9 protein-coding genes are annotated in these 13,104 nt (G+C 68.2%); 1 reads left to right on the forward strand and 8 read right to left on the reverse strand.

What is annotated here, in order from left to right; all coding sequences use genetic code 11:
• The first annotated feature begins 20 nt into the window (after positions 1–20).
• On the forward strand, positions 21–656 hold the full coding sequence (locus SBP01_RS03185) for a hypothetical protein (protein WP_320537454.1): 636 nt from the start codon (positions 21–23) through the stop codon (positions 654–656).
• On the opposite strand, the gene SBP01_RS03190 is transcribed toward SBP01_RS03185, so the two are convergent.
• The 8 genes from SBP01_RS03190 to SBP01_RS03225 form a co-directional block, all read right to left on the reverse strand.
• Complete coding sequence (locus tag SBP01_RS03190; RefSeq protein WP_320537455.1) at positions 653–1,540, reverse strand: DNA-formamidopyrimidine glycosylase family protein; 888 nt, start codon at positions 1,538–1,540, stop codon at positions 653–655. The two genes, SBP01_RS03185 and SBP01_RS03190, sit on opposite strands and share 4 nt — an antisense overlap.
• A complete protein-coding gene (locus SBP01_RS03195; RefSeq protein WP_320537456.1) occupies positions 1,533–6,581 on the reverse strand; it encodes a DNA glycosylase AlkZ-like family protein in 5,049 nt (1,682 codons plus the stop codon). The genes SBP01_RS03190 and SBP01_RS03195 overlap by 8 nt, the downstream gene beginning before the upstream one ends.
• 56 nt (positions 6,582–6,637) lie before the next feature.
• Positions 6,638–8,137, reverse strand: coding sequence for an FAD-dependent oxidoreductase (locus SBP01_RS03200; protein WP_320537457.1), 1,500 nt, complete (start codon positions 8,135–8,137; stop codon positions 6,638–6,640).
• A 95-nt stretch (positions 8,138–8,232) separates the two neighbouring features.
• Entirely contained in the window at positions 8,233–8,865 is a 633-nt protein-coding gene (locus SBP01_RS03205) for a DUF4232 domain-containing protein (RefSeq protein ID WP_320537458.1), read from the reverse strand.
• A gap of 104 nt (positions 8,866–8,969) precedes the next feature.
• On the reverse strand, positions 8,970–9,722 hold the full coding sequence (locus SBP01_RS03210) for a YcnI family protein (protein WP_320537459.1): 753 nt from the start codon (positions 9,720–9,722) through the stop codon (positions 8,970–8,972).
• Positions 9,723–9,809: 87 nt separating this feature from the next.
• Positions 9,810–10,424, reverse strand: a complete 615-nt coding sequence (locus SBP01_RS03215; RefSeq protein ID WP_320537460.1) for a hypothetical protein — start codon at positions 10,422–10,424, stop codon at positions 9,810–9,812.
• A 76-nt stretch (positions 10,425–10,500) separates the two neighbouring features.
• Positions 10,501–11,868 carry a hypothetical protein gene (locus tag SBP01_RS03220; protein ID WP_320537461.1) on the reverse strand — a complete coding sequence of 456 codons (1,368 nt, stop codon included), beginning with the start codon at positions 11,866–11,868 and terminating at the stop codon, positions 10,501–10,503.
• Between the two features lie 70 nt (positions 11,869–11,938).
• Positions 11,939–13,018, reverse strand: a complete 1,080-nt coding sequence (locus tag SBP01_RS03225) for an NAD(P)H-dependent flavin oxidoreductase (protein WP_320537462.1) — start codon at positions 13,016–13,018, stop codon at positions 11,939–11,941.
• Between the last annotated feature and the right edge of the window lie 86 nt (positions 13,019–13,104).

Raw genomic sequence — 13,104 nt, forward strand, 5'->3', positions numbered from 1 at the left:
TCTCCCGCAGTATGGGGTTCATGATGATCCGCAGAATCACCCAGCTCCTGATCGGCCTCGCGATGTACGGGATTTCACTGGCGATGTTCATCCGGGCCGGGCTCGGACTGGACCCGTGGGACGTGTTCCATCAGGGCCTGGCGGGGTTGAGCGGCTTCAGCATCGGAACAGTAGTGGTGGCAGTGAGCTTCCTGGTGCTGCTGCTGTGGATCCCGTTGCGCCAGAAGCCCGGCTTTGGCACGCTGGCGAACGCCGTCCTGGTAGGGGTCTTCGCCGACATCGGGCTGGCACTGATCCCCGCGTTCTCGCACCTGGGCGGCCAGATCGGCATGCTCGCCGGGGCGGTGGTGCTCAACGGCATCGCCTCCGCCTGCTACATCGGCGCGCGCCTCGGTCCCGGCGCCCGCGATGGCCTGATGACCGGCCTGGCACACCGCACCGGCTGGTCCGTACGGGTGTCCCGGACCCTGATCGAGGTGGTGGTCCTGGGGATCGGCTGGCTGCTGGGCGGATCCGTGGGCGTGGGAACCGTGCTCTATGCCTTGGCCATTGGACCGCTGGTCCAGTTGATGCTGCCTTGGTTTATGGTCCCGGCCGCGGTGAAGGCTCCGGCCATTGAGCCCGAGGCCCTGGACCCTTGCGCCGTCCGGTCCTAACCCGCCTGCGGCGGGTCCGCCAACGGCTGGCATTTCGGGCAGAAGTAGATGTCCCGTTCTTCCTCACCGTTGAGCTTGCCCAGCACGCCCCGGCGAATGGGTGTGCCGCATTTGAGGCAGGGCTGGTGTTCGCGACGGTAGACCCAGTAGCCCGGCCGGCCGGCCATTCGTCCCACGGGCATCCCGTGGGGATTGAGGATCGTGACCCGGCGGCCGGGGCCGAGGTTTGCCTCCAGCAGTTGTTTGGCGTCTGTCATGAGGGTCCGGAGGTCGCCGACGGCGGAAACCGGTGTGGCCGGGTGAACCCCCGAGAGGAAGCAGGCCTCGCAGCGGTAAATGTTGCCGATCCCGGCCAGGTTGCGCTGATCCAGAAGGGCAACGCCGATGGGGACCTCGGGCGCCGCGAGGATCCGCTGTTCTGCTTCGTCCAGGTCCCAGCCCGGGCCGAGCAGATCCGGCCCCAGATAACCCACGATTGTGTCCTCGTCCGCGGTGCGAACCACCTCGACGATCCCTAAAGAAAAGCCGACGGCGTCCGCCGCGGCAGTGCGGAGCACGCACCGTGCCGTGAATCCCGGCTTGCGCCACCGTCCGCCCGGGGGATAGACCTGCCAGGTGCCTTCCATTTTCAGATGGGAATGGATGGTGAGTCTGCGCCCTGATCCCTGATCCCCCGGACCGTCTCCGCCGGGCCCGTCTCCGCCCGGCCCCTGCACACGCATCAGGAGGTGTTTCCCGCGTGGCACCACTTCGGTCACGGTCCAGCCGGCCAGGTTCAGGGTGGCAAACCGGGGTACGCGGAAATCCGACGCGGTAAGTGTCTGCCCGGCCAGGGCCTGGTGCAGCTGGGCGGCGGCGCGCCAGACCGAATCGCCCTCAGGCACGGATCCTCAGCCCCTTAGGCGTGGAATAGGCGCCGGCGGCAGCCAGTGCCCTGGCCACGGCGGTGTCCAGGATGTCGTGGCCGTTGACCTTCTCCATGATCAGCTTGTCCACGGCGCCCCGCGTGACCACACCCGCCAGTGCGGCGCCTGCTGCTGCGAGGATGGCTTCGTCGTCGTTGAAGGCCAGCAGCGTCTTGCCGCCCCGCTCCACGTAGAGGACAAGGGCGCCGTCCACGAGCACCACCAGGGCACCGGCTTTCCGGCCCGGCCGGTGGCCGGTACCGGCTTCCTCGTTAAGGGCGGGCCACGCCAGGGCGGCACCATACGGATTGGCCGGGTCCGTGGCGGCCAGCGCCAGCGCAACGGGCTCCGGTTTCGCCAACTGGCTGTCCTCGGAGTAGGACCGCAGCCTGTCCACGGTGGCCGGGACGGCGAACTGGGCAGCGCCGAGGTGTTCGATGAAGTACCCGCGGCGGCACCGGCCCGCCTCCTCCAGTCTGGCGAGCACTTTGTACATCAGGCCAAAACCGCCCAGGATCTGCTCCGCCATCACCGATCCGCGCGTGACGACGCCGTAACGGTCCAGCAGCAACTCCGCAGTGGCCCGTGCGTGGATGGTGGCATCCAGCTCGGGCAAAGGAAGCGCGGACCACCGTCCTGCAGCCAGCGGCGGCGTGGCCGCCGCACCGCCCACGGAGCCGTACCGGCCGCCGGAGCCCGGCACGCCCAGCCCCGCAGATCCCAGCAGGCCGGTGCCGTGGGAGCGCCCCAGCCTGCTCAGCCGGGGTGCACGCGCCCGGGGTGCCCGTGCGACCTGCCGGTGGGCGGTGTGGCCACCGGCGATGAGCGCGCGGACCGGCGCGAAAGTGTCCCCGGTGATGCGGCCGGCCCAGGCCAGGTCCCACAAAGCGCCAACCACGTCCTGGTCGCTCAGGACGGCGTCCATGCCGCCTGCAACGTCCGTGAGCTGGCGGAAGAAATAGCCACCGCCGTTGTTCCGGAGATGGTCGAGCAGCCGCTGCTGGGCATCCCCCGGCTGGTACTCGATGGCGGGGTTCAGCGTCAGGTCGGCGGAATCGGCCAGGTGCATGCTCACCCAGCCGTCATTGCCGGGGAGCGAGCCGGCACCGGACCAGAGGACCTCGCCGGCGGCCATGAGTTCGTCCAGCATGGCGGGCTGGTAGTTGGAAACCCGGCTGGCCAGCACCAACGGCTCCCATGCCGAAGCGGGAATGGGCACGCCGGACAGCTGGTCGATGGCGGTGACAATCCCGTCCAGTCCGCGCAAGGACGGCTGCCCGCGCCCGGAACCCGGTGTGCGGACGTGCTGCCAGGCGGGAAGGAAACGCCCGTAGGCCGCGGCATCCACCGGTTCCACTTCGGCGCGCAGTGCTGCCAGCGAGCGACGCCGGAGCTTGCGGAGCACATCTGCATCGCACCATTCGCTGCCGGTAGCGGCCGTCTGGTGTTCCGGATGCTGTTCCTGCGGGAGCGGCTTGGACTGCCCTTCGGATTCCAGCGCGGGAGGTTCCGGCGGTGTCACGTGTGGCCGGAACTCGCCCTCCACGACGCGGCCGTCGGCGGCGAGCCGCTTGAGCGCGGTGGCAACTACGGCGACGCCGAGGCCCAGCCGGGCAGCGGCTTCCATCGCCGTGAAGGGCCCGTGCGTGCGGGCATAGCGGGAGACCAGATCGCCGAGCGGGTCAGCGACGGGTTCGATAAAAGCCAGCGGCACACCCATGGGCAGCGGCACACCGATCGCATCCCGGAGCCGGGCTGCATCTTCCACCGCGGCAAACCGCTCATAGCCGCCGATGTTGACCTTGATGGCGCGGTTGGCCCGTTGCAGTACGGCGAGGTGCTCGGCAGCGAGGGCGGTGCCGGCATGGGGGACTTCAACCACCGCGGCGTCCGGCTGGGTTTTGGCCGGCTCCACCAGTGGGGCCGCCTCAGCCACCCCGCTGGTGGCCGGTCCAACTCCAGGGTCCAGCCGGGCGGCGATTTCCTCAGGAGACAGCGGGCCCAGCAGCCGCAGCAGGTCCGCCACACCTTCCATGCCGCGGGCCCGGCGGTCCGGCGCAAGCCGCTGGAGTTCGAGTTCGGTGGCGTCGATGACTTTCGCGTCGAGCAACTCACGCAGTTCCACCCGCCCGAGTAGTTCATTCAGGAGGGTCGAGTCCAGTGCCAGGGCTGCCGCGCGGCGTTCGGCCAGCGGCGAGTCGCCTTCATACAGGAACTGGGCCACATACCCGAACAGCAAGGACTTGGCGAACGGCGACGGCTGTTGGGTGGTGGTCTCGACGATCCTCAATTCGCGGCGCTCCACCGAGGCGGCGATGTCCTTCAGCGCCGGGAGGTCGTATACGTCCTGAAGACACTCGCGAACAGTTTCCAGCACGATGGGGAACGTGGGGTATTTCCGCGCGACGTCCAGCAGCTGCGCCGAGCGCTGCCGCTGCTGCCACAACGGCTGGCGCTTGCCCGGCGTCTGGCGGGGCAACAACAGGGCACGCGCCGCGCACTCCCGGAATCTGGAGGCAAACAGGGCGCTGCCTCCTACTTCCGCGGTGACAATCTGCTCAAGTTCCTCGGGATCGAAGAGGAACAGCTCCGCCCCGGGCGGTTCGTCCTCCATCATGGGAACGCGCAGCACGATGCCGTCATCCGCGGCCATCGCGGAGCCGTCCAGGCCGTACCGCTGGTGGAGCCGCTGCCCGACGGCGAGCGCCCACGGCGCGTGCACGGGCATGCCGAACGGGCTGTGGAGAATGACCCGCCAGTCACCCAGTTCGTCGTGGAACCGTTCCACCACCAGCGTGGTGTCGCTGGGGACCACCTCGGTGGCCAGCTTCTGCTCACTCAAGTATTGGATGAGGTTGTTCGCGGCGAACGTATCCAGCCCGCTGGCCGTACAGCGTTCGGTGGCAGGGCCGACGTCGGACGCGGAGAGCTCGCGGACAAACGCGCCCAGGGCGCGGCCCAGGTCCACCGGCCTGCCCAGCGAGTCGCCCTTCCAAAACGGGAGCTTGCCCGGCTGCCCGAAGGCGGGGGAGACCAGGACGCGGTCGTGGGTGATGTCCTCGATCTTCCAGCTCGTGGCACCGAGGGCAAAAATGTCACCCACCCGGGACTCGTAGACCATCTCTTCGTCCAGTTCGCCCACCCGGCGCCCGCCCTTGGCCGGCGAGGGAGTGGACGCCTTGCCGTCACCGGAGGGAGAGACTGAGCCTTCAACCTCGGTGCCGATGATGTAGACGCCGAACAGCCCCCGGTCCGGGATGGTCCCGCCGGAGGTGACGGCCAGACGCTGGGCGCCGGGCCGGCCTTCGATGGTGCCCGCGTTGCGGTCCCAGATGATCCGCGGCCGCAGTTCGGCGAATTCATCGGAGGGGTAGCGGCCGGCCAGGAGATCAAGGGTTGCCTCGAACGCAGAACGGGGGAGGGACGCGAAGGGAGCTGACCGCCGGACCGTGGCGAACCATTCCTCCACGTCAATGCTGCCCAGGGCGGTGGCGGCCACGGTCTGCTGCGCCAGGATATCCAGGGGGTTTGCGGGGACAAAGAGCCGCTCGATCTTTCCCTCGAGCATCCGCTCCACGGTGATGGCGGTGTGGACCAGGTCCGCGCGGTGTTTGGGAAAGAGCACACCCTGGGAGATTTCGCCCACCTGGTGGCCGGCCCGGCCCACGCGCTGCAGCCCGCTGGCCACCGACGGCGGGGACTCCACCTGCACCACCAGGTCCACGGCGCCCATGTCGATGCCCAGCTCCAGGGAGGAAGTGGCCACAACGCAGCGTAGGCGGCCCGACTTCAGGTCGTCCTCGATGATGGCCCGCTGATCCTTCGAAACTGACCCGTGGTGTGCGCGGGCCAGCAAGGGATCCGCCCCTGCAGTGCTGCCGGCCTGCGCCATCATGTGGGCCGGCGTGACGGTGGACGCGGGGACAGCCGGCAGGCCGGGCCCGGCCTCACCGGCACCCGCCGAATCCCACCCGCCGCCGGCCGTCACGAGCTGGCGTTCGGCATAGATCTCGTTGAGCCTGGCAGTAAGCCGCTCCGCAAGGCGGCGGGAATTGGCAAACACGATGGTGGACTGGTTGGCCAGTACCAGGTCAACGATTTTTTCCTCAACATGCGGCCAGATCGAGGCCTGCGGCTGCAGCCCCGAAGCCGGCCCGGAATCGAAGGCACCGGCCGCGCCCTGAAGGTCTGACATGTCCTCCACCGGCACGGACACTGTCAGGTCCCAGGTCTTTCGCGACGGCGGCGCTACGATTTCCACCGGCGCGGAGCCGGCCAGGAACTGGGCCACGAGCTCCCGCGGTTCCACTGTTGCGGACAGGCCAATCCGCTGGGCGGGTTTGGGCAGCAGGGCGTCGAGCCGTTCCAGGGACACCGCCAGGTGGGCTCCCCGCTTGGTGCCCGCCACGGCGTGAACCTCGTCGACGATGATGGTGTCCACCTCGGTGAGGGTCTCCCTTGCCTTGGACGTAAGCATCAGGAACAGCGATTCCGGCGTGGTGATGAGGATGTCCGGCGGGTTGCTGAGTAGCGAGCGGCGGTCAGCGGTGGTGGTGTCGCCGGACCTGACCCCCACGGTGATGAGCGGGGCAGGCAGCGCAAGCCGCTTGGCCGTCTGGGTGATCCCGATCAGCGGCGCGCGCAGGTTCCGCTCCACGTCCACGCCGAGGGCCTTCAACGGTGAGATGTACAGGACCCGGGTCTTGCGCTTTGGTGCCCGCTGCCGCTTTCCTTTGCCCTGCACGCCTTCGAGCCCCGGCAGCTCAACGGCGGGAGCGGGAGCCGAAACGAGCAGCCGGTCCAAGGCCCAGAGGAACGCGGCGAGGGTCTTCCCCGAACCGGTGGGCGCCACCACCAGGGCATGGGAGCCGGACGAGATGGCGTTCCAGGCTCCGTCCTGGGCAGGCGTTGGCTCAGAAAAAGCGCCTAGGAACCAATCCCGGGTGGGCCTGCTGAACCGGCCCATGGAGGTGCCGGCATAGGCGTCCGGGGCCGCTGCCGGCGGCTGCTGATCCTGCATTCCTCCATCATGCCTTACCCCACCGACAGGATTGCCGGGGCCGTCCACAGAGGCAATCAACCCTTCCCCGCCGGCGGAAGATTCCGGGTGGCCGGGCCTTCGAGGAGCTGCCCGTCGCTGCTGAAACGGGAGCCGTGCAGCGGGCAGTCCCAGGACTGTTCGCTGTCATTCCAGCGCACAATTCCGCCGAGGTGGGTGCAAACGGCAGACAGCCGGCACGTGGTTCCCCCGGCTGTGGAGACTGCCACCGGACGGGCGCCGTCGCGGTATACCTTCCCGGCGCCGTCGGGCGGTGCCGCTCCTTCAGGGCGCATGCTGTCCGCGGCCAGTTTCCCCCAGTCGGAAGCCAGGGTGGCCGCCACCTTGGCGTTGAGGGCCACCGCGGAGTAGGCCCCGGCCGGTGAGGTGATGCGGTGATGGATGGTGTCAGCCCAAGGAATTTTGCCGCCCAGGATCTCGGCCGTGATGCCGAGGGCAACCGCCACCGAATTGGTCATGCCCCACTTGTTATAGCCGGTGCCGAAAAGGATCCTTCCCCGTCCCCGCGGCAGCTTGCCAAAGAACGGCATGAGGTTGGTGGCCTGGTAGTCCTGGGCCGACCAGGTGTGGGTGGCCGCGGCGCCGGGGAAATGTGTGCCGCCCCATTCGAGCAGGCCTGAAAGGTGGGACTTTTCGGACGCCGTCCGCCCCACGGGATGGCCGTGGCCGCCCACCAGCAGCAGACTGCGCCCGGAGGATTCGTAGTCCCGGATCGAGTGCGTCGGCTCCTCCGCGGAGAGGTACATCCCCGGCGGCGGCGTCAGCCCGGGAGGCAGCTCAAGCGCGGCGGCGTAGGAGCGCAGCGGCTTGAGTTTAGCGAAGTAGAGTCCCCGGTCCAGTACCGGGATGCCGGTGGCCAGGACAACATGCTCAGCCGTGACGTTGCCCTGCTCCGTCTGTACCGTCACCGGTCCGTGCCCGGTGACATCCCGCAGCCGGACCCCGGCAGCCACCAGGCCGCCGTGGGCGCGGACGTCCAGCACCAGGGCCTCCACAACGTCCATCGGATTGATCTGGGCCTGATCGGTCAGCTTCAGGGCGCCCTGGATGGGGAAGGGAAGGCCGGCGTCGAGCACGTACTCCACGTCCAGGCCCGCAGTTGTTGCGGCGATGAGTTCCTCGCGGAGCCGCTCGGCCCCTTCCCCGGTGGTGGCGTACGTGTACGCGTCCCGGCGCTGGTAGGGGAGGGCGTTTTCGTCGAGGTAGCGCAGCAGCCACGCCTGCCCCTCGCGGTTGGCATCAACGTACGCCTGGACCTGCTTTTCCGAATACTGCCGTGCCAGGGAGCCCAGGACGGTTCCCTGCAGGAGGCTGACCTTCGCCGTGCTGTTCCCTGTTGTCACAGCACCCGGGGACCGGGCTTCCAGGACCAGGACCCGTTGCCCGGACCGGGCAAGCAACAAGGCGGTGGTCAGGCCCGTCAGCCCGGCGCCGGCCACGACCGTGTCATACCTGGCGCCGGGCTGGAAGGGATCGGAACTGAAGGTCTTGTCGCGGTCCAACCAGAGGGACTTCATGAAAGCTAAGTGTACTTATTACCTGCCGTTACGCCCATAGGCCGCACGCAGCCGGACGCAGCCTTACGCCTCTGGAAGGCTCGCCGCTCGGAAGGTTACGCCGCCTGGAACGCTCCGATAGTCAGCAGTTCAATACCTGCATTGCCGCAGGCCTGCGTGGGCTGGGGCAGGAAGAGGGATGCGGTGTCCTCCGGCGGATAGATCCGGTACCCGGCCGCGGGCGTCAGGGCACAGTCCGTGTAGTTCTCTGCGTGCGTGTACCGGAGGACGGCCTTGCCGCCCTGGCCGGGAGCCAGCAGAACCTCGGCAACAGGGGTGGACTCGTCGCGCTTGGCCGGGGCGCCGATGGGTGCGCCGTTGGCATCCGCGGTGAGGGAAACGCCCGGGTAACCCTTCAGGAGGCAGGGTTCGCTGCCGGTGTTGGTCAGCGTGAGGGTCATGTAGACGCTGCCGGCAGCTCCGCCGCCGGTGGCATCGGTGGCGGCGGACAGGGTGGCTGCCTTGCAGCGGGAGGGCCCGGTGGGGCCGGTTGTGGCCAACGACGTCGGCGCCTGGGATGCGCTCGGAGCCGCCGAGGTGGGGGCGGGCTTGGCCGACTCGGTGCCGGGTGCCGTGGTTCCCTGCGACTGCGGCTGCGCCTGGCCAGAACCGCACGCGGTGAGCATCATTGCTGCCGCGGCGACCGCCGTCGTAATTAAGAACCCTTGTGAAATGCGCTGAGACGTCATGCCCCAACTTTTATTGTTGCCGTGACCGGAGTCAACGACGCCACGGTCCGGCAGGGCGATTTGATGCCCGGATCGTGATGATCCGGGCATCAAAACACGCAACGTTACGAAGCGGACTCAGCCTTGCGCTTCGAGCCGCTGCGCGCCAAAGCCAGGCCACCCAACACGAGGCCACCGAGCCCGGCGGCCAGCCCTGCCCAGCTGCGGGCGTCAGCATCAGTGCTGGTCACGGCGGCTGCCTGAACAGTGCCGGCCTGAGCAGTGCCGGCGTCAGCAGCGGAACCGGTGTGGCCCGCGGCATGCGCGTCCGCGGCGCCGCTGATGGTGATGGACGGTGCCGGTGCCTTCAGGGAATGCGGGTCCTGGCCGTCCTTGGCGATCTCCGACCAGTCTGTCTGCCCCGTTTCGCAGGTCTGCAGCGTGGGGAAGTAAAGCGTGGTGCCGGCGGCGTCGGGCAGCTTCACGGACAGCACCAGGGCGTCCCGCAATTCATGGTCCAGCGGTGCTTTGGCTGTGTAGACAATCTGGCTGGTGCGCTTGGTGATGGATGAGCCGTCGGCCAGCTTCGCGGGCTCGGCGAGCTTCTCGGTGACTTTCTCCACGGTCCAGTTGGGGTTGACCGTGGGCTGGGCGTCATTGAGTTCGGCCGGCAGCGTGATGGCCACCTTGGTGGTGGCGGATTCGTCGCAGCCGTGCGGGATGCCGAAGGTCAGCAGGGCGTACGAGTTGGCCGCGGTTTTGTCCGGGGTTACGCCGACGTGTGCGGACGCGCCGCCGGCGGCGGTCAGGAGCAGGACGGCAGCGCCGGCAACGGCGGCCGCCGGGGTCAGGGTACGGCGCAGGGCGGTGGTGTTCATGGGTATGCCTTTCGGACGCATGCCGGTTGAGGCATGCGGAAGTACGGGGAAGGCCCGCCACCCGGGTCAAGTCCGGTGCGGGCAGGATCAGGAAAGCACGACGGCGGAAGGCGGGCCGCGCCGGCTGTCCTGCCTGAGGTTCCGCCAGGGGCGGTGGGGGAGAACCGCAGGCGTGTGGGGCACCGCCCGCGGGGTGCCGGCGTCGGGCGTTACCGGGCGGGGAAGCCGGCCGAGGGGTTTGAGCCAGGCGGCGAGGGCCCAGAGTGCGGCCTCACCTTTGGCGAGCAGGAGCGCACACGCGGCGGTGGCCAATACGTGGACCCCGAGCATCAGGATGCTCGGGGGGCTTGCCAGGGCATGGACATGGGCGGCGGTGTCCAGGAGGGGAATCGCCGCGGCGGAAAAGTGGTGTGCGTCCGGCGGCGGGGGACCCGCAGCCAGGGGCGTGCTGAACACCGTGAAGACTTCATGCAGGGCGAACTGTCCGGCACCCAGCAGCGCGGTGACGGCGGCTAAATTCAGCTTCAGGCGGGTGGCCGCGGTGGCCACCAAAACTGAAAGTGCCAGCACCGCCAGCAGGATGCCCGGGCCGGGGAGATCGCCGCCGCCCAGCACGTGGGCCCCGGCTGCAAGGGTGAGGGTGCCTGTGGCCAGCGACGCGGCACGCAGGAAATGAAAAGGAGCCCGGGCGTGGGTGCGCACTGGATCCTCCCTTGTTTTGGTGCCGGAGCATCAGCACTGCAGGTCACTGCAATGCCGCACAGCCAACGTTCAGATTCTACCGATTTCCGAGTGGACGGCCAGTCCGTGACGGGACGTGCAGAGGGACCACGTTGGATTGCGCCCCGGCCGCGGCGGCCGGTTCGGGGGCGGAATTCAGGAAACCCAAGGCCAGGTCCACACACTGCACGGCCACCGGCGGAACACGATAATCAGCTGCGGCCTCCACCAGCCCCAATTCGGCCAGCAATGACAACCTCTGCCGGGCCGCGAGGGCTGCGTATGCCGCGTAGGCAGCTTCCAACTGGCTCTCGACCAGCTGCTGATCCGCAAACCCGGCGTCACCGGGGAAGGGTCCGGCGGGGTCCATCGCAGCCACACGGTCGAGCTGCGCCACGGGCACCGGCTCCTCACTGGTGCCGTAGGCGAGGACAGTACTCAGCGTCTCCAATACGGTTTCCCGGTCCCAGGCATCGTCTGCATCGCTGAGGACCCGGACCAGAAGGACCACGGCGAGCATCCGACGCATATCCAGCCGGTCCTCAAGCTTGGCACTGTTCCAGGCGGCCAACGCCGGACCGGGGACTGCGCGGGTGGAACTGAGCGTGATCAGGCCGGCCCCCACCACGGCCGTCCAGATCTCACGGAGCACCGGCACATCGAACATGGTGCTCACCTCCAAAGGTGTGGTGCTCACCTCCAAAGGTGTGTCCGCCCCGCCTCCGGGGACGTCCTGCGGATCTGGTGCCACCGTGCTCCGCGCACCGCGTTTTCCACGGGCCTCAACCTTCACCGCGGCAGCGGCCGGCTCGATGTCCTTGAGCCGCAGCGCCCCTGTTGCCGTGACTTCCTTGCCCGTCCCCAGCCACTCCAGCAGCGCGGACGCCCGCTGGATGAGTGGCATGGTTGCGAACGCGGCGTCCTGCTCCTCGTTGCTGAGCCGGGGCACCAGGATGTCCGGAAGGTCCGGGCCCGACGCGCCGAGGCCGCTCTCCAGCAGGAGATGCAAGTCCTCATACGCCTCTTCACTGCCGCTCCAGCGGCCAGTCTCCTTGAGGAAATGGGCGAAAGAGTGCAGGGCGAAGTAGAAGTCCACCAGGGCGTCCTCGGCTTCCGCCGGGTCCAGGGACATCATGACTGATCCGACGGCGGGCTCAACGCTGTCGGCGGGAAGTTCCGTGGCGGAGCTCGAATCGCTGATGGCGTGCTGCGCCGTGAGGAAGAGTTTGACCAGTTCAAGGCATTCGAAGGCATCAGCCGGATCGGGGGACTCAGTCCCGTGCCACTGAATGAACTCAACAGCCATCGAATCAACGGACCGATGGTTCAGGACCAGCTGCAGGGGCATCTTGGGGGCTTGGGGTACTGCCTTGAGGTGCCGCTGGTTCTTGCTTTTGGTCTTGGACCTGCTGGTTTTCTTCGCCAAGGATTTGCCTCCGGTCGCGGGGGAGGGTCCCCCCTTGGTGGTTCGCGGGCCCTCCGCGCGTATATCGAGCTTACAAAACAGGGCTGCCGGCAAGAAGTTCGGCCAGGACGTCCGCGGCGGAGTCGTGGCGGATCAGCGGCGCGCCCTGGCCGGCCCACAGCGACATCAACTCGGTGTTTCCCTGAGCCGCCGCTTGGGGCCGGAACCTGCCGGTGAGCCAGTTCTGGACGGGAAAGGGGGCGGTCTCCGTGGCCTCGGAGAGTTCGCGGATGATGCGGTTAGGGATTCCGCGGGCCAGCCGTCCGCTGAGGACCCGTGTCAGCACAGTTTCGCCGGCGGCCGGGCTGTGCAGGATCTCGCGGTACGCCGGCACCGCAGCGGACTCACGGGTGGCCAGGAATGCCGAGCCCACCTGCACCCCGTCGGCACCGAGGGCCCGGGCGGCTGAGTAGCCACGGCGGTCCACAATGCCGCCGGCCGCGATTACCGGAATCTTGATGGCGTCCGCAACCTGCGGGACCAGGGCGAACGTGCCGATCAGCGACTCCTCCGCCGGTCTGAGGAACGAGACCCGGTGGCCGCCGGATTCCATTCCGCTGGCCACGACGGCATCCACACCGCCTGCCTCCAGCGCTACGGCTTCGGCCACGGTGGTGGCAGTGCCCATCAGGAGGATTCCCCGCCTGTGGGCTTCCTCCACAAGGTCTGGTGCGGGCACCCCAAAGACAAAACTGACGACGGCGGGAGCTGCCTCCAGGGTGGCGGCCACCTGCTCGTCGTAATCAGGCATGTAGCGGTCCGGCATGTCCGGAAGGGGCAGCCCAACTTCTTCGAAGTAGGGCCTCAGGGCTTCAACGTAGTTGCTGAAGTCCTGTGGAGGGAGCGAGGCCGCTTCGTCTCCGGTGGGGATCCAAATGTTGAGTGCAAAGGGTTTCGCTGTCGTCTCCCGCAGCCGCGCCGCGGTGTCACGGATGGCGTCGGCAGTGAAGCCGTACAGGCCGTAGGAACCCAGCCCGCCGCCGTCGCTCACTGCTGCAGTCAGTTCCACGGAGGACACTCCGCCGAAGGGTCCCAGAACCACCGGAACTTCGATGCCAAACAGTTCGGTGAGGCGGTTCCGGTGAGTGGGGGTGCGGTGCTCCGGCGTCATGTCTGCTCCTGGAAGGTCGCTGGCGGCTTCTCGGCTCCAGTCTCGCAGCCGTACGCCCGGCTCCCAAGCCCCTCCCGCCTGTGGAC

The organism is Pseudarthrobacter sp. IC2-21, assembly GCF_034048115.1.
Classification (GTDB): Bacteria; Actinomycetota; Actinomycetes; order Actinomycetales; family Micrococcaceae; genus Arthrobacter; species Arthrobacter naphthalenicus.